20 protein-coding genes are annotated in these 19833 nt (G+C 64.1%); 7 read left to right on the forward strand and 13 right to left on the reverse strand.

Annotated elements, in window-relative coordinates; translation table 11 throughout:
* Window positions 1–235: 235 nt before the first annotated feature.
* Window positions 236–1207 (reverse strand): cysteine synthase A, encoded by a 972-nt coding sequence (gene cysK / locus ACSVIK_RS22380; protein ID WP_442446361.1) that lies wholly within the window; start codon window positions 1205–1207, stop codon window positions 236–238.
* Window positions 1208–1333: 126 nt separating this feature from the next.
* Here cysK and ACSVIK_RS22385 point away from each other — a divergent pair, with 126 nt between their 5' ends.
* The 3 genes from ACSVIK_RS22385 (at window position 1334) to ACSVIK_RS22395 (ending at window position 4756) form a co-directional block, all read left to right on the forward strand.
* A complete protein-coding gene (locus ACSVIK_RS22385) occupies window positions 1334–2416 on the forward strand; it encodes a DUF748 domain-containing protein (RefSeq protein WP_442446362.1) in 1083 nt (360 codons plus the stop codon).
* Between the two features lie 142 nt (window positions 2417–2558).
* Complete coding sequence (locus tag ACSVIK_RS22390) at window positions 2559–3404, forward strand: AAA family ATPase (RefSeq protein WP_442446363.1); 846 nt, start codon at window positions 2559–2561, stop codon at window positions 3402–3404.
* A gap of 173 nt (window positions 3405–3577) precedes the next feature.
* Entirely contained in the window at window positions 3578–4756 is a 1179-nt protein-coding gene (locus ACSVIK_RS22395; RefSeq protein WP_442446364.1) for a vWA domain-containing protein, read from the forward strand.
* A 404-nt stretch (window positions 4757–5160) separates the two neighbouring features.
* Here the strand turns inward: ACSVIK_RS22395 and ACSVIK_RS22400 are convergent, their stop codons facing one another.
* From ACSVIK_RS22400 to ACSVIK_RS22420, 5 genes are all read right to left on the reverse strand, one after another.
* Window positions 5161–6219 (reverse strand): DUF2167 domain-containing protein, encoded by a 1059-nt coding sequence (locus ACSVIK_RS22400; RefSeq protein ID WP_442446365.1) that lies wholly within the window; start codon window positions 6217–6219, stop codon window positions 5161–5163.
* A 96-nt stretch (window positions 6220–6315) separates the two neighbouring features.
* The gene (locus ACSVIK_RS22405; protein ID WP_442446366.1) at window positions 6316–6840 is read right to left on the reverse strand and encodes a DUF2937 family protein; all 525 of its coding nucleotides are present in this window, start codon (window positions 6838–6840) and stop codon (window positions 6316–6318) included.
* A 39-nt stretch (window positions 6841–6879) separates the two neighbouring features.
* Window positions 6880–7653, reverse strand: coding sequence for a class II glutamine amidotransferase (locus tag ACSVIK_RS22410; RefSeq protein WP_442446367.1), 774 nt, complete (start codon window positions 7651–7653; stop codon window positions 6880–6882).
* Window positions 7654–7656: 3 nt separating this feature from the next.
* Complete coding sequence (locus tag ACSVIK_RS22415; protein ID WP_442446368.1) at window positions 7657–8103, reverse strand: HIT family protein; 447 nt, start codon at window positions 8101–8103, stop codon at window positions 7657–7659.
* Window positions 8104–8171: 68 nt separating this feature from the next.
* Entirely contained in the window at window positions 8172–8639 is a 468-nt protein-coding gene (locus ACSVIK_RS22420) for an MFS transporter (RefSeq protein ID WP_442446369.1), read from the reverse strand.
* 90 nt (window positions 8640–8729) lie between these two features.
* Between ACSVIK_RS22420 and ACSVIK_RS22425 the strand changes: the two genes are divergently transcribed.
* Window positions 8730–10778 carry a S9 family peptidase gene (locus tag ACSVIK_RS22425; protein WP_442446370.1) on the forward strand — a complete coding sequence of 683 codons (2049 nt, stop codon included), beginning with the start codon at window positions 8730–8732 and terminating at the stop codon, window positions 10776–10778.
* Window positions 10779–10816: 38 nt separating this feature from the next.
* Here the strand turns inward: ACSVIK_RS22425 and ACSVIK_RS22430 are convergent, their stop codons facing one another.
* Window positions 10817–11131, reverse strand: a complete 315-nt coding sequence (locus ACSVIK_RS22430) for a hypothetical protein (protein WP_442446371.1) — start codon at window positions 11129–11131, stop codon at window positions 10817–10819.
* 75 nt (window positions 11132–11206) lie between these two features.
* Between ACSVIK_RS22430 and ACSVIK_RS22435 the strand changes: the two genes are divergently transcribed.
* Entirely contained in the window at window positions 11207–11572 is a 366-nt protein-coding gene (locus tag ACSVIK_RS22435; RefSeq protein ID WP_442446372.1) for a YajD family HNH nuclease, read from the forward strand.
* Between the two features lie 98 nt (window positions 11573–11670).
* On the opposite strand, the gene ACSVIK_RS22440 is transcribed toward ACSVIK_RS22435, so the two are convergent.
* From ACSVIK_RS22440 to rnd, 5 genes are all read right to left on the reverse strand, one after another.
* Window positions 11671–12864 (reverse strand): hypothetical protein, encoded by a 1194-nt coding sequence (locus ACSVIK_RS22440; RefSeq protein WP_442446402.1) that lies wholly within the window; start codon window positions 12862–12864, stop codon window positions 11671–11673.
* Window positions 12865–13007: 143 nt separating this feature from the next.
* On the reverse strand, window positions 13008–13457 hold the full coding sequence (locus ACSVIK_RS22445) for a YcgN family cysteine cluster protein (protein WP_442446373.1): 450 nt from the start codon (window positions 13455–13457) through the stop codon (window positions 13008–13010).
* Window positions 13458–13592: 135 nt separating this feature from the next.
* Window positions 13593–14525: a D-2-hydroxyacid dehydrogenase gene (locus ACSVIK_RS22450; protein WP_442446374.1), complete on the reverse strand. Its 933-nt coding sequence runs from the start codon at window positions 14523–14525 to the stop codon at window positions 13593–13595.
* A 3-nt stretch (window positions 14526–14528) separates the two neighbouring features.
* On the reverse strand, window positions 14529–14822 hold the full coding sequence (locus ACSVIK_RS22455; RefSeq protein ID WP_442446375.1) for a YcgL domain-containing protein: 294 nt from the start codon (window positions 14820–14822) through the stop codon (window positions 14529–14531).
* On the reverse strand, window positions 14819–15952 hold the full coding sequence (gene rnd, locus ACSVIK_RS22460) for a ribonuclease D (RefSeq protein WP_442446376.1): 1134 nt from the start codon (window positions 15950–15952) through the stop codon (window positions 14819–14821). The genes ACSVIK_RS22455 and rnd overlap by 4 nt, the downstream gene beginning before the upstream one ends.
* Window positions 15953–16079: 127 nt before the next feature.
* Here rnd and ACSVIK_RS22465 point away from each other — a divergent pair, with 127 nt between their 5' ends.
* Window positions 16080–17144, forward strand: a complete 1065-nt coding sequence (locus ACSVIK_RS22465; RefSeq protein ID WP_442446377.1) for an SMP-30/gluconolactonase/LRE family protein — start codon at window positions 16080–16082, stop codon at window positions 17142–17144.
* A 145-nt stretch (window positions 17145–17289) separates the two neighbouring features.
* Here the strand turns inward: ACSVIK_RS22465 and gdhA are convergent, their stop codons facing one another.
* Window positions 17290–18627, reverse strand: coding sequence for an NADP-specific glutamate dehydrogenase (gene gdhA / locus ACSVIK_RS22470; protein ID WP_442446378.1), 1338 nt, complete (start codon window positions 18625–18627; stop codon window positions 17290–17292).
* A gap of 297 nt (window positions 18628–18924) precedes the next feature.
* On the opposite strand from gdhA, the gene ACSVIK_RS22475 reads away from it, so the two are divergent.
* A complete protein-coding gene (locus tag ACSVIK_RS22475; protein WP_442446379.1) occupies window positions 18925–19779 on the forward strand; it encodes a sulfurtransferase in 855 nt (284 codons plus the stop codon).
* Window positions 19780–19833: the final 54 nt, after the last annotated feature.

The following is a 19833-nucleotide window of genomic DNA, read 5'->3' on the forward strand; positions in this document are numbered from 1 at the left end:
AGGCGCACCCTACGAAAAAGCGCCGCTCGAACAGACCGATGTGAAACCTGGCCCTGTGGCTGGTGGTGCGCCCGAGCATGAGCAAGACGTAGGGTGCGCTGCGCGCACCAGAGCCACCGCGAAATCGCCCCGGTGCGCAAGGCGCACCCTACGAAAAAGCGCCGCTCGAACAGACCGGTGTGAAACCTGGCTCCGCTTGTAGCTTGTAGCTTGTAGCTTGAAGCTTGAAGCTGCTTTACTGGTTCAACTCCTGCTCGGTGAACAGGCCGTCGAAGAGCATGCTCGACAGGTAGCGCTCGCCGGAATCCGGCAGGATCACCACCAGGGTCTTGCCCTGCATTTCCGGCTTCTCCGCCAGGCGCACTGCCGCCGCCATCGCCGCGCCGCAGGAGATGCCGCAGAGAATGCCTTCCTCACGCATCAGACGCAGGGCCATGGCCTTGGCCTCGTCGTCGGTGACCTGCTCGACCCGGTCGACCATGGCCAGGTCGAGGTTCTTCGGCACGAAGCCGGCGCCGATGCCCTGGATCTTGTGCGGCGCCGGTTTGACCTCGTCACCGGCCAGGGTCTGGCTGATCACCGGCGAGCCCACCGGCTCCACCGCCACCGAGAGAATCGGCTTGCCCTGGGTCTGCTTGATATAGCGAGACACGCCGGTGATGGTGCCGCCAGTGCCGACGCCCGACACCAGCACGTCGATGGCACCCTCGGTGTCGCGCCAGATTTCCGGGCCGGTGGTCTTTTCGTGGATGGCCGGATTGGCCGGGTTCTCGAACTGCTGCGGCAGGAAGTAATCCGGGTTGGCGGCAACCAGCTCGTTGGCCTTCTCGATCGCGCCCTTCATGCCCTTGGCCGGCTCGGTCAGTACCAGCTCGGCACCGAGGGCCTTGAGCACCTTGCGCCGCTCCAGGCTCATGGAGGCCGGCATGGTCAGCACCAGCTTGTAGCCGCGTGCGGCGGCGACGAAGGCCAGGCCGATGCCGGTGTTGCCGGAAGTGGGCTCGACGATGGTCATGCCCGGCTTGAGCAGGCCGCGCTCTTCGGCATCCCAGATCATGCTGGCACCGATTCGGCACTTGACCGAATACGCCGGGTTACGGCCTTCGATCTTGGCCAGGATGGTCACGCCTTTCGGGCCCAGGCGGTTGATCATCACCAGCGGCGTGTTGCCGATGGCCTGGGCGTTGCCTGCGAAGATACGGCTCATGATCCTTTCCTTGACGGGTGAACGAGAGAAAACCATCAGCCTATGCCCAGGTGCAACGGCAGTCCAGTCGAACAGATCGGCAGCGACGCAGTCCATCGAAGACAGGCGACATGACGGACGCTCTCGATGAAACGACGCTACGGCTGGCCGCTCAAGGCCCTGCTCATCCTTCTGCTACTGCTGGCTGCCGCACAACTGACGCTGCCCTGGCTGATCCGCGACTACCTCAATGACAAGCTCGCCGACATGGGCGATTACCGCGGCCATATCGAGGACATCGACCTGGCCTGGTGGCGCGGCGCCTATCGCATCAATGGCCTGAATATCGTCAAGAATACCGGCAAGGTACCGGTACCCTTCCTCGATGCCCCGCTGATCGACCTCTCGGTGAGCTGGCCGGCGCTCTGGTACAGGCGAGCAGTGGTAGCCGAAGTGTTCTTCGAGCGACCGCAACTGAACTTCGTCGATGCCGGCGACGATCGCCAGGCCAGCCAGACCGGTGCCGGCACCGACTGGCGCGACCAGTTGAACAAGCTGCTGCCCATTACCCTCAACGAGCTGCGGGTAAGCGACGGCCGCATCAGCTTTCACAACTTCACCACCGAGCCCAAGGTGGAGCTCAGCGCGGACGAGGTGAACGCCAGCCTGTACAACCTCACCAACGTCGGCGATGAGCCGGGCGACCGCGTGGCGCACTTCGAGGGCCATGCCCGCCTGCTCGACCAGGCCCCACTGGAGAGCCAGGCCACCTTCGACCCCTTCGAGCAGTTCGAGGACTTCGAGCTGCGCCTGCGTGCCCGCGACATCGACCTGACCCGCTTCAACGACTTCGCCCGCGCCTACGGCGGCTTCGATTTCAAGCGCGGCAGCGGCGACCTGGTGATCGAGGCGAGTGCCAAGGATGGGCAACTCAGCGGCTACATCAAGCCACTGCTGCACGACGTCGACGTGTTCGACTGGCAGCAGGACGTCGAGGCCGAGGACAAGGGCGTGCTGCGCTCGCTCTGGGAAGCCCTGGTCGGGGGTGGTGAAACCCTGCTGAAGAACCAGCGCCGTGACCAGTTCGCCACCCGCGTGGAGCTCAGCGGCAGCGTGCATGACCAACAGACCAGTACCTTCCAGGCCTTCGTCGCCATTCTGCGCAATGCTTTCATCGAAGCCTTCACGCCGCGCTACGAACGCCCGCCACCGCGCCAGGACGATCGCTGACGGAAGCAGCCGGTGACCGCCCATTCAGTGACTGAATACCGCGTCTGCGTTCACAGCATGCCGGGGCTCACGTTATAGTCGGCGCTTCCATCAGATAACGAACGCCCGGCAGCGCCGGCCGTCACCGTGCGAGGATTACCCGATGAAGTTCGAAGGCACCCAGTCCTACGTCGCCACCGACGACCTCAAGCTGGCCGTCAACGCCGCCATCACCCTGCAACGCCCGTTGCTGGTCAAGGGTGAGCCGGGCACCGGCAAGACCATGCTCGCCGAGCAACTGGCCGAAGCCTTCGGCGCCCGCTTGATCACCTGGCACATCAAGTCCACCACCAAGGCGCACCAGGGCCTCTACGAATACGACGCGGTCAGCCGCCTGCGCGATTCGCAGCTCGACTCCGACCGGGTCCACGACGTTCGCAACTACATCAAGAAGGGCAAGCTGTGGGAGGCGTTCGAGTCCGACGAGCGCGTGATCCTGCTGATCGACGAGATCGACAAGGCCGATATCGAGTTCCCCAACGACCTGTTGCAGGAACTGGACAAGATGGAGTTCTACGTTTACGAGACCGACGAGACCATCAAGGCCAAGCAACGCCCCATCATCATCATCACCTCGAACAACGAGAAGGAGCTGCCGGACGCCTTCCTGCGTCGCTGCTTCTTCCACTACATCGCCTTCCCCGATCGCGATACGCTGAAGAAGATCGTCGACGTGCACTACCCCAACATCAGCGGCGCGCTGGTGGCCGAGGCGCTGGACGTGTTCTTCGACGTGCGCAAGGTGCCGGGCCTGAAGAAGAAGCCCTCCACCAGCGAACTGGTGGACTGGCTCAAGCTGCTGATGGCCGACAACATCGGCGAAGCGGTGCTGCGCGAGCGCGACCCGACCAAGGCCATCCCGCCACTGGCCGGTGCGCTGGTGAAGAACGAGCAGGATGTGCAACTGCTCGAGCGCCTGGCCTTCATGGCCCGCCGAGCATCCCGATAAACGGGCGGCTGCGCGTCGGCCAGGCTGCGTTGGAATCAGGCTCGCAATGCTCATGTACAAAAGTACACTGCGCTTGCTCGCCTGGTTCCGCCTTGCCTGACTCTAGCTCGCTCGCCCTTCCTCTGGAGCGGGCAGTGACCACAGGCAGCCACAGACTTTGATGAGGGCATAGCATGCTGCTCAACCTATTCAACGAAATGCGCGCGGCCAAGGTGCCGGTGTCGGTGCGCGAGCTGCTCGACCTGATCAACGCGCTCAAGCACAACGTCGTGTTCGCCGACATGGATGAGTTCTACTACCTGGCGCGGGCGATTCTGGTGAAGGACGAACGCCATTTCGACAAGTTCGACCGCGCCTTCGGTGCCTACTTCAAGGGCCTGGAAAACCTCAACCAGCACATCGAGGCGATGATTCCCGAGGAGTGGCTGCGCAAGGAGTTCGAGCGCCTGCTCACCGACGAGGAAAAAGCGCAGATCCAGAGCCTCGGCGGCCTCGACAAGCTGATCGAGGAGTTCAAGAAGCGCCTCGAGGAGCAGAAGGAAAAGCACGCCGGCGGCAACAAGTGGATCGGCACCGGCGGCACCAGCCCGTTCGGCTCAGGCGGTTTCAACCCCGAGGGCATCCGCGTCGGCGATGCCGGCAAGCGCCAGGGCAAGGCGGCCAAGGTGTGGGATCAGCGCGAATACAAGAACCTCGACGATCAGGTCGAACTGGGCACGCGCAACATCAAGGTGGCGCTGCGCCGGCTGCGCAAGTTCGCCCGCCAGGGAGCGGCCGAAGAACTCGACCTGGATGGCACCATCGACCACACCGCCAAGGACGGCGGCCTGCTCAATATCCAGATGCGCCCGGAGCGGCGCAACACGGTCAAGCTCCTGCTGTTGCTGGATATCGGCGGTTCGATGGATGCCCACGTCAAGGTCTGCGAGGAACTATTCTCTGCCTGCAAAACCGAGTTCAAGCATCTTGAATATTTCTACTTCCACAACTTCATCTACGAAAGCGTGTGGAAGAACAACCTGCGCCGTACCAGCGAGCGCACCTCGACCATGGATCTGCTGCACAAGTACGGCGCCGATTACAAGGTGGTGTTCGTCGGCGATGCAGCCATGGCGCCCTATGAGATCACCCAGGCCGGCGGCAGCGTCGAACACTGGAACGAGGAAGCCGGCTACGTCTGGATGAAGCGCTTCACCGAGAAGTTCAAGAAGATCATCTGGATCAACCCCTACCCCAAGGACACCTGGAACTACACCGCCTCCACCAACCTGGTGCGCGAGCTGATCGAGGATCGCATGTACCCCCTGACCCTGCAGGGCCTGGAAGACGGCATGAAGTACCTGTCCAAGTAAGCTCGCCCACAACGAAAAACGCCGCGAACCCTGCAAGGATTCGCGGCGTTTTCGTAGCCTGGATGAAATCCGGGAACGCCCCACTCCCTCATGCGGGGAAGCAGGCGTACAAACGAAGCCTCTATCGATCCGAACCAGTCCCCTCTCCCCTCGGGGAGAGGGCTAGGCTTTGTACGAAAAGTGCCTGCGCTCGGTGATGCTGCGTTGAAATCGCTCTGGTACGCCAGCCCGGTCAGAATGCTCATTTACAACGCGTAAACTGCGCTTCTTCGAGCGATTTCGCCTTGCCTGACCTTCGCTCGACGACTTTTCGTACAGAGCCTAGGGAGGGGGGGCAACGTAGCCCGGTGAAATCCGGGAAACCTCGAGCGCCAGCCCCCCCTGATTGCATCCAGGCTACCCGCTCAGCGCTTGTCGGTGTCGTCCGCTTTGTTCAGATCCATCACGGTTTGCGCCGGCGCCCGCACCGGCTCTTCCGGCTCGGCCTCGGCAGTCTGTGCCAGAGGTGTATCCGTCGTTTCGGCGGCAGGCTCATGCTTGCCACCCCCCAGACGCTTGCCCAGCCAGCCGATCAGCAATGCCGGCACGATCCAGAACTTCTTCAGCAGCACCAGCAGCATGGCCAGCAAGCCGGTCTTGGCCGCCACCTTGCCCGCTACCAGCGCACCCAGGCCGTATGCGGCAACAGTATCCAGATCCGGGTTGAACTCGGCGTAACGCTGCCCCGGATTGAACTCGGTGGCTGCCAGCACGGCCGGTACGCTGGCTTCGATTTCCGGCAATTGATCCATGTTGGCGACGAAGTTCAGCACAAGCACGCCCTTACGCCCAAGCACGCGAATGTTGTAGTTCAGGGTATTGGCATCGCTGTCGCCGAACTTCAGTTCCTTGGCCCAGTACAGCTTCTTGCCGTGCTCGTCGTAATGCGGCGCGGCGGCCCAGCCGACCAGTTGTACGGGCTCGTAGCCATTCTCCTTACGCCAGGTATTGGCCTCGCGCATGTCGGCCTGCATGTCTTCGAGCATGTCGTCGTAGTCGATATCGGCGGCGTCCTCGTCGGAGACGTAGCCACTGGCCTCGTATTCCACCGTCACGCCCCAGGAGGCCTCGTCCAGCGGCGAGATGCCGGCCGGCAGGATCATGCCCAGAGGCGGCACGTCATCGGGTGGATTGCCCCAGCCCTCGACCAGCAGGCGCTGAGCATTCTTGCCGTCGAGAAACACCAGCGAATCGGGCAGATTGAGAGTAGCCAGGTCATCGCCCAGGACGATGCGCCCATGCTGGAAATTCAGGCTGGCGACGAACTCATCGGCGCTGATGCGCTGCACCTGCTCCTCGCCCGCAAGGCTCTCCTGAGCAGGGCTATTGGCTTGCTCGGCAACTTCACCGTCAGCGTAGGCGTGGGTAATGAACGGCAGGATGGCAGCCAGCGCGGCTGCCCTGATCGAATCCTTGATCGACATGGAAACTCCATAATGGCGAGTGGGTAAATGTAACGCCGTATTACATTAACACGAAGCACCCACCCGCACAGGCGAACCAGCTCACCTTTTTCAGCTTCAGCGCCAGTGCCGCTGCTGCGCCCGTCGCGTGCGCCCAGCGCCGAACATCCAGCCCACCAGCAGTACCAGCAGCTCCACCAGCCAGGCCAGCAGCAAGGCGCTGCACACGCCCCAGGCAATCGCATCGGGGGTCAGCAGCACCTGGTAGCGATAGGCGCTCAGGGTTTCGTCCAGCAATTGCTCATCAGCGTCGGTGGCCAGGTGCCAGGCCTGGGCGTACCAAGCGCCCTGCATGGCGCGCCACTCCGCATCCAGCAAGGCGGCGCGCTGTACCAGGTGCGCGACACTGCGCGCATCGCTCTGCATCACCGGGTCATCGCTGGTACGGTAATGCGCCACCAGGGCGTCCATGTCGCCCTTGAAGAACTTCTGCGCCGTTTCCTGGAAGCCTCTGAGGCTCTGTTGCGACTCCAGCCGATGGGCCTCGACGCGCTTGCTGTAATCATCGATGAAGCCCGGCACCTGTACCCCTAGCAGCAGGCCACAGGCGAACAGCGCCAGACGCAGATAACTTCTGAACATCCCTTCCCTCCCCAGTCGATCCACTTCGGCAGGCCGCGATCAGGCCTTGCCGTCGGCGATGCATTCGCCACGACGCCACAGGCGCCACTCGCCGGGCTGATACAACGCCCATTGTTCGTTATCCGTCAATGGCTCGGTGGCGATCACGGTGACCACGTCATTGGGCGTGGTTTCCGCCTGAAAATCCACCAAGAGGTCGGCGTCCTTCAGTTGTGCCGGGCCGAAGGGCGCGCGGCGGGTGATGTGCGCCAGCTTGCTCGAACAGAAGCTGAACAGCCAGTCGCCATCGCTGAGCAGGCAGTTGAACACGCCGAGCTGACGATAACTGGCGCAGGCCGCCACCAGCACCGGCAACAGCACCTCCACCGAGACCGGCTCGGGAAAGGCGCGGCGCACGCGGTTGAGCAGGTCGCAGAAGGCCGCTTCGCTGTCGGTGTCGCCCACCGGACGGTAGAAGCTCTGCGAACCGACCAACCCGGCCAACTGGCCGTTGTGCGCGAAGCACCAGTTGCGCCCCCATAGTTCGCGCATGAACGGGTGGGTATTGACCAGGCACACCTTGCCGACGTTGGCCTGGCGAATATGGCCGATCACCACTTCGCTCTTGATCGGGTAGCGCTGCACCAGTTGCGCCACCTCCGACTCGCTGCTCGCCTGCGGATCCTGGAACAGGCGCAGGCCGCGGCCTTCGTAGAAACCGATGCCCCAACCGTCACGGTGCGGGCCGGTGCGGCCACCACGCTGCATCAGCCCGGTAAAGCTGAAAACGATATCGGTGGGCACATTGGCACTCATGCCGAGCAGTTCACACATGCATCAGTTCTCCTCGCTCAACGCCTGACGCAGACGTCGAGCTTCATCCAGCAAACGAGCCTCCAGGCGCTTGCGCCCCAGAGGCAGAAAACGAACCAGCAGACGCCACAGCAAGGCCGGCAGATCACCAGGGTTGCGCGGTATCAGATGCAGGTGCAGATGAGGCACGTGCTGGTTGGAATCCGGGCCATCGTTGATCAACAGATTGATGCCCTGCACGCCATAACCGACACGTCGCAATGCGGCAGCCAGCCGTACGGCCAAGGCCAGTAGGCGATCACGCGCCACTGGCGGCAAATCATGCAGGAACGGCGCATGCGCGCGGCTGACGATCAGCATATGAGCCGGGCGCATGGGGAAGATATCCAGGAGCACGATGAAATCATCGTCCTCGTACAGACGATGCGCCGGCAAACGGCGCTCGGCGATAGCACAGAACACGCACTGCATGATGGCCTCCTGTCCACGGTGCCATCATGCTGAACGCCTGCCTGGGCAGGTGCAAGGGTCAAGGCAGCTTAGATGCGTGGCTCCAGTCGACCACCACGCTCGTACGGGCGGGCCAGGCGCTCGTCATTCTCGTCCATCAGTTCGCGCAGGGTGCGTGGATCCTCGTCACCATCATCCACAGGTTCATCCTGACGCCCTTTCCACCAATGTTCGATGGGCCAGCGTATGGCGACGAAGGCCAGATACAGGGCAAAGGCGATCAGGCCATAGAGCGTGAGATCGGCGACGGCACGCCAGGCGTTGTTACCCACCTTGAGCAGCAGATCCATGGCGGTGATGGCGATGGAGGGAGCGAACAGCTCACGCGTCGGGTCGACGATGGTCGGGCTGAACAGCAACACGGCCACCAGCACACGTAGCGGCTCACGTGCATAGCGCCACATCCAGCGGGTCATGCGCATCCATACCAGCAGGCAGCCCAGGGCTGCGATGCCATAGGCGGCCCAGGCCAGGAGGTAATCGTTTTCGGTCATCATAAGCAGGGCTAGCGTGGCGGGTCTGGCAAAGGGGCGCTTATGATAACGGTTTTTGTCCGCTGCGACGCCCCTCTCGTTCTGGAGCCTACCATGCCCTCTGCCCCCCTCGCCCGCCAGCAAGCCGGCAATGACCCTTATCGCTGGCTGGAGAATCGCGACAGCGACGAAGTGCTGGCCCACCTGCAAGCGGAGAACGCCTACCTGGAAGCCGTGCTGCAACCACAGGCCGAGCTGCGCGAGGCTCTGTTCGAGGAGATCAAGGGGCGCATCCGCGAAACCGACCTGTCGCTGCCCACACCCTGGGGCGATTATCTCTACTACCAGCGCACCACGGCCGGCGATGAATACCCCCGGCATTACCGTTGCCGCCGCCCTGCCGATGGTTCACTGCAGGTCGACAGCGCCAGCGAGACCCTGCTGCTCGACCCCAACGCCCTGGCCGCTGGCGGTTTTCTCTCGCTGGGCGCTTTCAGCATCAGCCCCGACCAGCAGCGCCTGGCTTACAGCCTGGACACCAGCGGCGACGAAATCTACCGCCTGTTCGTCAAGGAGCTGGCCAGTGGCGAGATCAGCGAACTGCCCTTCGACGACTGCGACGGCAGCATGACCTGGGCCAATGACAGCCAGACCCTGTTCTTCACCGAGCTGGACGACACCCATCGCCCTTATCGGCTGTATCGCCACCGCCTCGGCACCCCAGGCGCCGAAGCGGTGTTCGAGGAGGCCGACGGGCGTTTCTTCCTGCATTGCTACCGTTCCAGCTCAGAACGCCAATTGATCCTGCAACTGGGCAGCAAGACCACCAGCGAAGTCTGGGTACTGGACGCCGCAACGCCCGAAGCCAGCTTCACCTGCCTGGCGCCGCGCGAGGAAGGCCACGAGTACGACGCCGACCACGGCATGCTCGACGGCCAATGGTGCTGGCTGATCCGCAGCAACCAGAGCGGTATCAACTTCGCCCTCTATCGCGCCGATGAGGCCAGCCCGCAGCGCCCGCACTGGCGCGAAATCCGTGCCCACGACCCGCAGGTGATGCTCGAAGGCGCCACGCTCAACCAGCGCGCCCTGGTTCTCGCCTTGCGCGAGGGCGGCCTGCCGATTCTCGAAGTGCTGCCGCAAGGCGGCGCTGCCTATCGTGTGCAACTGCCGGACGCCGCCTACAGCCTGTACGTGCAGGACAGCCTGGAATTTCACAGCCCGGTGATCCGTCTGCGCTACGAAGCACTGAACCGCCCCGCGCAGATCCGCCAACTGGAACTGACCACGGGTGCGCAACAGGTGCTCAAGCAGACGCCGGTGGAAGGCCCGTTCGATGCCGACGCCTATGAGAGCCGTCGCCTGTGGGCCACGGCCGCCGACGGCACGCAGGTACCCATCAGTCTGGTGGCGCGCCGCGAGGTGTTCGCCACCGGCCAACCCGCACCGCTCTACCTCTATGGCTACGGCGCCTACGGCGAAAGCCTCGACCCCTGGTTCTCCCATGCGCGTCTGAGCCTGCTGGAGCGTGGCTTCATCTTCGCCATCGCCCATGTCCGCGGCGGCGGTGAAATGGGCGAGGCCTGGTACCGTGCCGGCAAGCTGGAACACAAGCAGAACAGCTTCGACGACTTCATCACCTGCGCCAAACGCCTGGTCGCCGAGGGTCTGACCACCTCCGCGCAACTGGCAATCAGTGGCGGCAGCGCCGGTGGCCTGTTGATCGGTGCGGTGCTCAACCAGCGCCCCGAGCTGTTCGCCGCGGCCATCGCCGAGGTGCCCTTCGTCGACGTGCTCAATACCATGCTCAACCCGGATCTGCCGCTGACGGTGACCGAGTACGACGAATGGGGCGACCCCAACCAGCCCGAGGTGTACGCACGCATCGAGGCCTACGCCCCTTACGAAAACGTACGCGCTCAGGCCTACCCGGCCATCCTCGCCGTGGCCGGCTACAACGACAGTCGCGTGCAGTACTGGGAGGCGGCCAAGTGGGTGGCCAAACTACGCCGTGACAAGACTGACGGCAATCTGCTGCTACTGAAGACCGACCTCGGCGCCGGCCACGGTGGCATGAGCGGACGCTATCAGGGCATCAAGGACGTGGCGCTGGAATATGCCTTCGTGCTGCGCGTGCTCGGGCTGGACGCTGCCCAGCCGTAACCCCTGTTGTCATCCCAGCCTCTACGGACGAGCATGAATCAGGGCCGTGAGCCTCGCGGCTCGCCCAACTCCTGGCTGTTGCGGCGCAGTTGCTGATCGAGCTGGGGGATGGGCTTGTCCGCTTCGCGCCGGGGCACGCCACCTGGCAAGGGCTGGCCAACAGGCGGCGGCTGCAATGGCGCCGTATCATGGCGACGGTTCGGCGTGGGTACCCCAGGCTGGCCGTACGGTTGCGGCGTGGCAGTGCCAGGCGAGCCGGGGGCCGGTGTGGCAGGGGGAATGCGTATGGGCTCCTGGGCCTGGGCCACAGCAGTGCCGAGCAGCATGCCGATCACGAGCAGACGAAAGATCATGGCGGGCCTCCTTCAGGAAGGGCTTTCGTTTTATTCTGGCAACCTCAGCCCCCGAATGTTCAAGCAGACCACCCCATGACCACCAGCAAGCTCGACAAGATCCTCGCCGAAGCCCAGCAGCGCCGCGAAACCAGCTACCGCGAGAAAGCGCTGCGCATGTACCCGCATATCTGCGGCCGTTGCGCCCGCGAATTCAGCGGCAAGCGCCTGAGCGAGCTGACCGTGCATCATCGCGATCACAACCACGACAACAACCCGGAAGACGGCTCCAACTGGGAGCTGCTGTGCCTGTTCTGCCACGACAACGAGCACCAGCGCCAGGTCGACCTGCATTATCAGAAGGAAGAAGCCGCCAGCGCCGGCTCCGGCAGCAAGGTCACGCACAAGGGGCTGGCAGGTCTGGCGGCGCTGCTGGGCAAGACGGAGGACAAGCAAGGCTGAGGGCCGTCAGCCCGTAGGAACGAATTCATTCGCGATGCTTGCCGGCGCGGTGCCAGCCATTTTCGCGGCTAAAGCCGCTCCTACGGAAGCATACGCCCCTACTTCAGCAGGCGCGTATCCAGGGTCTTCGACGGCCCACCGATAACGTTCTCGGTGATGTCGATGAAGTCCTTGGTGCTGACCTTGTCCAGGCGCATCAGGCCACGGGTCACGTCATCCAGGGACAGGTTGCCCTTGTCCTTGGTCTTCTGGCGGATCTCCCTATCCAGCTCCTGCAGCAGCAGCACGGCGCGCGCGGTTACCGGCCCGGTAGCATGATCGGTGCGCAGGCTGGTGACCGGCTTGCTCCAGCGGATCAGTTGCTCGCGGATCTTCTGGTAGCGCTCCTCGCTGATCCCCCCGGCGCGACGCATCAGCTCGATGGAGTAGTACTCGGCCAGGCCCTCGGCGATCCAGTCGCTGCGCTCACGCCCGTAGATACGCCCGAACACATGCACCAGCTCGTGCACCAGGGAGCTGGTGCCGTTCTCGCTGACCAGCGGGCGGTCGGCGTGCATGTAGTAAGAGTTGGAGGCGGACAGGCCACCGCGCCACATCGGGTCGCCAGCGCCGACGATCAGTAGCTTGTCGGGGTCGCGCGGGAACACCTGCTGCAGTTGCGGCCAGACGAAGGTGAGGAAGGTCATGATGTCCATCCGGCGCATGCCCTCACCCACCGGCGCGGAGATGGCCACCTCGGTATCGCCCAGGCGGGTGCGCCGCGTGCCCAGCTTGCCGGCGAGCATCCAGCCGGTGGGGCGGTCGAACTTGCGCTGCGGGTTATCGATGCGGAAGCGGTTCTTGCCGATGCGTGGCCAGCCGGTCTCGACGCTCTTCCAGCCCTTGGGCAACTCGAATTGCAGGCGCGCCACCAGCTCGGTCTTGTCCACCTGATCGAGCGCCGCCGGCGGCACCAGGTCGTCACCGCGCAGCAAGGCCCAATCCTGAGTCATGCGCGCGTCGTAACGCCCCGGCTTGCGCTGGTGATCCACCAGCACGCGATAACTCAGGGTGCTCTTGCCCTTGGCCGGCTGCCATTTGCCCCGCCCGGCCTCTTGCGCCCACTGACCATCGGCCTTGAAATCGCTGTAACGACCCTGCTTGCCCAGGTTGAAATCCAGGCTGCGAATGCGCTCGCCCTTCTCCACCGTGATACTGACCTCGGCCTGATCGCTATCCGGCAGGAAGCGCACTCGATAATCCAGATCGACTTTCTGCGTCGCCGCCCAGGTCGGCAAGCTGAGGCTCAACATCAACAGGGACGAATACAGCGGCAAACGAGAAGAAGACAGCATGCAGGACTCCTGATGCATGAAGGGCAATTGGCCATAGGACAGCCGCGTCACGCGGCAATTCCGTGAAGCGCAACAGGTTTGCCACGAAGTGGCAGCACAATTCAACCGGCGCGAAAAATCAGATGCTCTTCCCAATCCTCTTCGGCCACCTCGTGCTCGCTGAGCATGCGCCCGGCCTGGGAAATGCGCTCGGCATGCACCGCCTCGTGGTCGCCGCAGACCAGATGATGCCAGGGCGGCAGATCCTTGCCCTCGCTGACCAGGCGATAGCCGCAGGTGGGCGGTAGCCACTTGAACTGGTCGGCCTGCGCCGGCGTGAGCTGGATGCAGTCCGGCACCTGCTTGAAACGGTTGGGATAGTCGCTGCAACGGCAGCTCTGCAGATCCAGCAGCTTGCAGGCGATACGCGTGTAGTAGACGGCGCCGTCGTCCTCGTCCTCGAGCTTCTGCAGGCAGCACAGGCCACAGCCGTCGCACAGCGACTCCCACTCGCCTGCGTCGAGCTGGGCGAGGGTCTTGCGTTTCCAGAAGGGTTGGAGGTCGGCAGCCATGGCAGCAGTATGGACTCGGGCGGAAAAAGCGCAGCAGTCTAGCTTGCGCCCCTGCCCCGGCCAAGCAGCGCATGCCGAACGGCGGGCGTGAGGAGCCGCCTCACGTAGGGTGCGCCATGCGCACCGCATCGATGTTCAGTAACCGCGCGCAAAATCCACCTCGCCGCGCAACGGCTCACCGGCCTGCCAAAGCGCCAGGTTGTCGAGAAACAGCCTGCTCATCAGCAGCGGGTCGGTGGGCGCGGCGCTGTGCCCGGTCAGCAGCAGGTTCGGCGCAGTCCAGAACGGATGCCCTGCTGGCAGCGGTTCCTCACGGCAGACATCGATCACCGCAGCGGCCAGCGTCCCCTGCTGCAGGGCCGCGACCAGATCCGCATCGACCACCGAACTGCCGCGCCCTGCGTTGATCAGCACCGCCTCGGGGCGAACGCCCGCCAGCAGCTCGGCATCGTAAAGGTCACCCGTGGCCGGGGTGTCCGGCAGCAGATTGACCAGATAATCGGCCCAGCCCACCAGGCGCGACAGCTCGGACAGCGCCGCAACCTCGAGGAACGGCGCCTGCTCGCGCGCCTGGCTGGCAATGCCACGCAACTCCACGCCGAACGGAGCGAGAAAGCCGGCCACGGTCTGGCCGATATCGCCACAACCGACGATCAGCGCCCGCCGCCCGGCCAGGCTGCGCGGCAGCATCGGTGCCCAGCGCTGCTCGCGTTGTGCCTGCTGGCGCTCGAACAGGCGCCGTTCGTGGGCCAGCAGGTGGCCGAGGACGTACTCGGCCATCACCTGGCCGAAGATGCCCACCGCACGGCTCAAGCGGTAATCACGCGGCAAGTCGCCGGCCAGCAATGGCGTGATGCCGGCCCAGGTCGACTGCAGCCATTGCGGGCGCAGGCCCTGGCGCAGCAGCGGCACTAGCAGTGAAGGCGCGCCCAGCCACAGCGAGCAATCCCCCGCAGCGCCGGCCAGCGCCTCGGGCTCATCACTGGCGAACAATTCCAGCGTCGGCTGCGCCGCGCGAATGCACTCGGCATAGCGGGCGTACTTGGCTTCGGCGATCAACAGACGCATGGTTCAGACCGGGTCGTTGCGGCGCAGCAACTCGTCCGGCAGGTGCTCGATGTATTCCTCTTCGGGTGGCGGCATCTGCAGGTGGTAACCCTGCTTGTCGAGGTTCTCCAGCACCTGGGTAATGTCCTCGCGGGCCAGTTGGCGCTCCGGGCTGAGCACCAGGTCGAAGGCATGTGCAGGTGGGCCGAATACCGCCAGCAAGCCTTCGGGCACGCGGGTCAGGGCCTCGGCCTTGAGCACGTAGAGGTACATCTCGTTCTTGCGCGGGCTCTTGTAGATGGAACAGATGCGTTTCACGCGGATTCTCCTTCACTGGCCAGGCAGTCGAGCAGCGCCTGGCCCATCAATTCCCGGCGCCAGCCGCGCAGGGAATCGGGTAATTGGTACGGGCCATTGGGGTAGCCACTTTTCAACAGCGCCTCCAGGGTTTTCTTGCGCAGCATCAGTTCGGGGGCGATATCCAGGCGCTCGCCCTCTTGCTGGCCGACGACGCGCAGTTTCTTCAACAGGGCCGAGGCCTCCACTGGCAGCGGCTCGGGCAGCGCCTCGGGCCATTGCTCGGGCGGCAGTGCGGCCGCCTCGCGGATCAGTGCCAGCAAGGTTTCGCCATCCTGACGCACGGTCTTCGGATGCATGTCCTCGATGCGCGCCAGGGCCACCAGATTGTCCGGCTGGGTGCGCGCCAGCGGCCACAGCGAATGCTCACGCAGCACACGGTTGCGCGGCTGGTTACGCGCTCGTGCCTGGCGTTCGCGCCAGGCACACAAGGCACGCAGCACGGCCTGCTGCTGACGCGACAGTTTCCAGGCCAGCTTGGCCTCGCGCCAGGCCTCATCGGGGTCGATCTCACGGCCCAGATTGGCCACCAGTTCGGCGCCGTCCTCGAGAATCCATTCCACCTTCTGCGGCGCCAGGCGGGCCATCAACTCGCGGTACACCTCCACCAGATGCGACACATCTTCGGCGGCGTAGCGCACCTGCAGCTCGGACAACGGGCGCTGCAGCCAGTCGGAACGGGTCTCGCCCTTGGGCAGCTCGATGTCGAGCAAGCGCAGCACCAGGCGCGAATAGCCCATGGAAAAACCCAGATTGAGATAACCGGCCGCGACCTGTGTGTCGAACAGCGGTGCCGGCAGGCTGCCGGTCAGGCGCAGGAAGACCTCCAGATCCTCACTGCAGGAATGCAGCACCTTGACCACATTCGGCGCGCGCAACAGGGCGGCGAAGGGGCTCCAGTCGTCGATGCACAGCGGGTCGATCAGCCAGGCGCCGTCGCCACCGCTGACCTGCACCAGGCCGGCGATGGGGTAGAAGGTGTCGACGCGCATGAACTCGGTGTCCAGCGCGATGAAGGGCAAGGTCTGCCAGGTGGCGCAGTGCTCGGCCAGGCTGGCGTTGTCGCGAATCCAGTGAATATCGTTAGCCACGCGGCGCTCCCATGAACAATGGCGCGCAGTATATAGCCTGCGCGCCTCGACGGGCAGCGAGCTGCCGCCGCGCCCGGGAACTGTGTAATCTGTGCCGCGCAATGCCTCCCGACACGGAAGAACAACAATGCTGAAAAAACTGCTTGCCCTGGTGGTCGTGCTACTGGCCGCTGCCGCCGGTTACCTGGCCATTACCCCCAGCCCGATCGACCCGCTGCCCTGGGACGCCGCGCCCGCACCGGCCATGACCGGCGTACTGGAACCCAACGACACCCTGATGAAGGCCGAACTGCTGGCGCAAGGCCAGATCCACGGCCCGGAAGACACCGCCGTGGACGCCGAGGGCCGCGTATACGCCGGCCTGCATGACGGCCGCATCGTCCGCGTGCTGCCAGACCACAGCGTGGAAACCTTCGCCAACACCGGCGGGCGCCCGTTGGGCATGGACTTCGATGCAGGCGGCAACCTGATCGTCGCCGATGCCTACAAGGGCCTGCTGAGCGTGGACAAGGCCGGCACGATCAAGGTGCTCAGCACCGAGGCCGACGGCGTGCCCTTCGCCTTCACCGACGACCTGGACATCGCCAGTGACGGCACTATCTATTTCAGCGACGCCTCCTCGCGCTTCCAGCAGCCCGACTACCTGCTCGACCTGCTCGAAGCGCGCCCCCATGGCCGCCTGCTGGCCTACGACCCGGCCAGCGGACAGACCCGCGTGCTGCTCAAGGATCTGTACTTCGCCAACGGCGTGGCACTGTCGGCAGCCGAGGACTTCGTGCTGGTCAACGAAACCTACCGCTATCGCATCACCCGTTACTGGCTCAAAGGTGAAAAAGCCGGCCAGCATGATGTGTTCATCGACAACCTGCCCGGCCTGCCGGACAACCTGCAGGGCGATCGCAAAGGCACCTTCTGGGTCGCCCTGCCCTCACCGCGCAAGGCCGATGCCGATTTCCTGCATCGCCACCCCTGGCTCAAGGCGCAGATCGCCAAGCTGCCGCGGGCGCTGTGGCCGAAGGCGATCCCTTACGGCCTGGTCATCGCCGTCAACGAGCAAGGCCAGATCGTGCGCAGCCTGCATGACACCAGCGGCAGCCACCTGCGCATGATCACCTCGGTCAAACCGGTAGGGGATTATCTGTACTTCGGCAGCCTGGACAACGACCGCATCGGCCGGCTCGAACTGCACTGACAAAAAGCCCCGGACAACCGGGGCTTCTTTTATCGCCTGAGCTGTAAATGAGCATTCTGAGCCTGTTTTTAACGCCGCATGACCGAGTGCAGTAGTTTTCACACAGCCTGACAGCCGGGGCTTTCTTTTATCGCCAACTCGCGCCTCAGACCACGCCCTGCGCCAGCATGGCATCGGCGACCTTGACGAAGCCGGCGATGTTGGCGCCCTTGACGTAGTTGATGCGGCCATTCTCCTCGCCATGGTGCACGCAGGCGTGGTGGATGTTCTGCATGATGCCGTGCAGGCGCTCGTCCACCTCGCCGGCGCTCCAGTGCAGGCGCATGGCGTTCTGGCTCATTTCCAGGCCACTGGTGGCCACGCCACCGGCATTGGACGCCTTGCCCGGCGCGTAGCAGATGCCGGCCTCGACGAACAGATCCACCGCATCCAGGGTCGAGGGCATATTGGCGCCTTCGGCGACGCAGATGCAGCCGCTGTTCAGCAATGCGCGGGCGTTCTCGCCATCCAGCTCGTTCTGCGTCGCACAGGGCAGCGCGATATCGCAGGCCAAGCCCCAGGGGCGCTGGCCGGCGAGGAACTGCAGGCCATAGTGCTCGGCCATCTCGCGCAGACGGCCGCGCCGTACGTTCTTCAGCTCCATCAGATACTGCCACTGCTCATCACTGAGGCCGCCCTCGGCATACAGGGTGCCCTCCGAATCGGACAGCGAGATCACCCGCCCGCCCAGCTCCATGACCTTGCGCGCCGCGTACTGGGCGACATTGCCGGAACCGGAAATGGCTACACGCTTGCCCTCGAAGTCCTGACCGATGCGCTTGAGCATTTCCTGGGCGAAGTACACGCAGCCATAACCGGTGGCTTCCGGGCGAATCAGGCTGCCGCCATAGCTCAGGCCCTTGCCGGTCAGTACCGAGGTGAACTGGTTGGACAGGCGCTTGTACTGGCCGAACAGATAGCCGATCTCGCGCCCGCCGACACCGATATCGCCGGCCGGCACGTCCAGATCGGCACCGATATGGCGATACAGCTCGGTCATGAACGACTGACAGAAGCGCATCACCTCCCCTTCGCTCCTGCCCTTGGGATCGAAGTCCGCACCGCCCTTGCCGCCGCCCATGGGCAGCGAGGTCAGGGAGTTCTTGAACACCTGCTCGAAGGCGAGGAACTTGAGCACCCCGAGGTTCACCGAGGAGTGGAAGCGCAGGCCGCCCTTGTACGGGCCGATGGCGCTGCTCATCTGGATGCGGTAGCCGCGGTTGACCTGCACCTGGCCACGATCGTCGACCCAGGGCACACGGAACAGGATGGCGCGCTCCGGCTCGACCATGCGTTCGAGAATGCCAGCCTCACGGTAACGCGGATTGGCTTCGAGGAAGAGCCACAGGCTGCGCACCACCTCTTCCACGGCCTGGTGGAACTCGGGCTGGTCGGGGTCGCGCTGCTTGAGGCGCGACAGGAAAGAATCGACGGACAACGACATGCGGCACCTCGACGCCACGCGGACAAAGTGCCGGCACTCTAGCAGGCAGAAAGGCACCAAAACAGACCAAAATGTCGCTTTGATGAATCCTTTTGGTGCATTCAGCTAAAAAGGCGTCGCTAACGCTCTAAAACAATAGTTTCAAAGTATTCCATCGCACCCTGAAATCTCATGAAGCCCCATAAAAGTGCATGCCTGAGCAGCCTTTGCGAGCATTGGCGAAACCGACCAGGAAGGTACTCGACCTCGACTTGACGGTATGATGCCCAGAACAGACATCGACCAGAGGACTCGCTCATGTCCCTCGCTCAATTGATCGAACCACAGGCGCTGGCCGCGCGCCTGCACGCCCCCGACCTGGTACTGCTGGACTGCCGCTTCGCCCTCGAAGACCCCACCTATGGTCGCCGCAGTTACCTGGACGGGCACATTCCCGGCGCCCATTTCCTCGACCTGGAGCAGGATCTTTCCGCCCCGGTGATCAAAGGCGTCACCGGCCGCCATCCCCTGCCCGATCCCAGCACGCTGGTAGAACGCCTGCGCCTCTGTGGCCTGCGCGCCGATAGCCAGGTGGTGCTCTACGACGACGGCGCCGGTGCCTTCGCCGCCCGCGCCTGGTGGCTGCTGCTGTGGCTGGGCAAGCGTGACAACATTTACCTGCTCGATGGCGGCCTCAAGGCCTGGCGCGAAGCCGGCCTGGCCCTGACCACCGAACGTGCGGAGAACGCGCCCGGCGATTTCGCCGCGCAGCCTGACCCCAGCCTGCTGCTGAGCGCCGAGCAACTGGCGCGGCGCCTGCACGATGCTGACCTCACCCTGCTCGATGCCCGCGCCCTGCCACGCTTTCGTGGCGAGGTCGAGCCACTCGACCCGGTGGCCGGGCATATTCCCGGTGCGCAGTGCGCGGCCTTCACCGATAACCTCGGCAGCGATGGCCGCTTCCTGCCCCGCGAACAGTTGCGCGCGCGTTTCGACGCCCTGCGCGGCGAGCGCCCGCTCGAGGGGTTGGTGGCCTACTGTGGCTCCGGGGTCACGGCCTGTCACAACCTGTTCGCCATGAGCCTGGCTGGCTATCCCCTGGCGCCACTCTATGCCGGCTCCTGGAGCGAATGGATCACCGACCCGCAACGCCCCGTGGCCACCGGCGACTGACACCTTCGGTTGTGGCTGCGAATCAGGCCACATCGTCCTTGCCGCCCTGATACG

This window comes from Pseudomonas sp. NCHU5216 (assembly GCF_052156495.1).
In the GTDB taxonomy this organism is placed as follows: Bacteria; Pseudomonadota; Gammaproteobacteria; order Pseudomonadales; family Pseudomonadaceae; genus Aquipseudomonas.

Bases quoted from the DNA above. Each gene is read 5' to 3' on its own strand.
- cysK (WP_442446361.1), bottom strand. From the start codon at position 1,207: ATGAGCCGTATCTTCGCAGGCAACGCCCAGGCCATCGGCAACACGCCG.
- ACSVIK_RS22385 (WP_442446362.1), top strand. From the start codon at position 1,334: ATGAAACGACGCTACGGCTGGCCGCTCAAGGCCCTGCTCATCCTTCTG.
- ACSVIK_RS22390 (WP_442446363.1), top strand. From the start codon at position 2,559: ATGAAGTTCGAAGGCACCCAGTCCTACGTCGCCACCGACGACCTCAAG.
- ACSVIK_RS22395 (WP_442446364.1), top strand. From the start codon at position 3,578: ATGCTGCTCAACCTATTCAACGAAATGCGCGCGGCCAAGGTGCCGGTG.
- ACSVIK_RS22400 (WP_442446365.1), bottom strand. From the start codon at position 6,219: ATGTCGATCAAGGATTCGATCAGGGCAGCCGCGCTGGCTGCCATCCTG.
- ACSVIK_RS22405 (WP_442446366.1), bottom strand. From the start codon at position 6,840: ATGTTCAGAAGTTATCTGCGTCTGGCGCTGTTCGCCTGTGGCCTGCTG.
- ACSVIK_RS22410 (WP_442446367.1), bottom strand. From the start codon at position 7,653: ATGTGTGAACTGCTCGGCATGAGTGCCAATGTGCCCACCGATATCGTT.
- ACSVIK_RS22415 (WP_442446368.1), bottom strand. From the start codon at position 8,103: ATGCAGTGCGTGTTCTGTGCTATCGCCGAGCGCCGTTTGCCGGCGCAT.
- ACSVIK_RS22420 (WP_442446369.1), bottom strand. From the start codon at position 8,639: ATGATGACCGAAAACGATTACCTCCTGGCCTGGGCCGCCTATGGCATC.
- ACSVIK_RS22425 (WP_442446370.1), top strand. From the start codon at position 8,730: ATGCCCTCTGCCCCCCTCGCCCGCCAGCAAGCCGGCAATGACCCTTAT.
- ACSVIK_RS22430 (WP_442446371.1), bottom strand. From the start codon at position 11,131: ATGATCTTTCGTCTGCTCGTGATCGGCATGCTGCTCGGCACTGCTGTG.
- ACSVIK_RS22435 (WP_442446372.1), top strand. From the start codon at position 11,207: ATGACCACCAGCAAGCTCGACAAGATCCTCGCCGAAGCCCAGCAGCGC.
- ACSVIK_RS22440 (WP_442446402.1), bottom strand. From the start codon at position 12,864: ATGTTGAGCCTCAGCTTGCCGACCTGGGCGGCGACGCAGAAAGTCGAT.
- ACSVIK_RS22445 (WP_442446373.1), bottom strand. From the start codon at position 13,457: ATGGCTGCCGACCTCCAACCCTTCTGGAAACGCAAGACCCTCGCCCAG.
- ACSVIK_RS22450 (WP_442446374.1), bottom strand. From the start codon at position 14,525: ATGCGTCTGTTGATCGCCGAAGCCAAGTACGCCCGCTATGCCGAGTGC.
- ACSVIK_RS22465 (WP_442446377.1), top strand. From the start codon at position 16,080: ATGCTGAAAAAACTGCTTGCCCTGGTGGTCGTGCTACTGGCCGCTGCC.
- gdhA (WP_442446378.1), bottom strand. From the start codon at position 18,627: ATGTCGTTGTCCGTCGATTCTTTCCTGTCGCGCCTCAAGCAGCGCGAC.
- ACSVIK_RS22475 (WP_442446379.1), top strand. From the start codon at position 18,925: ATGTCCCTCGCTCAATTGATCGAACCACAGGCGCTGGCCGCGCGCCTG.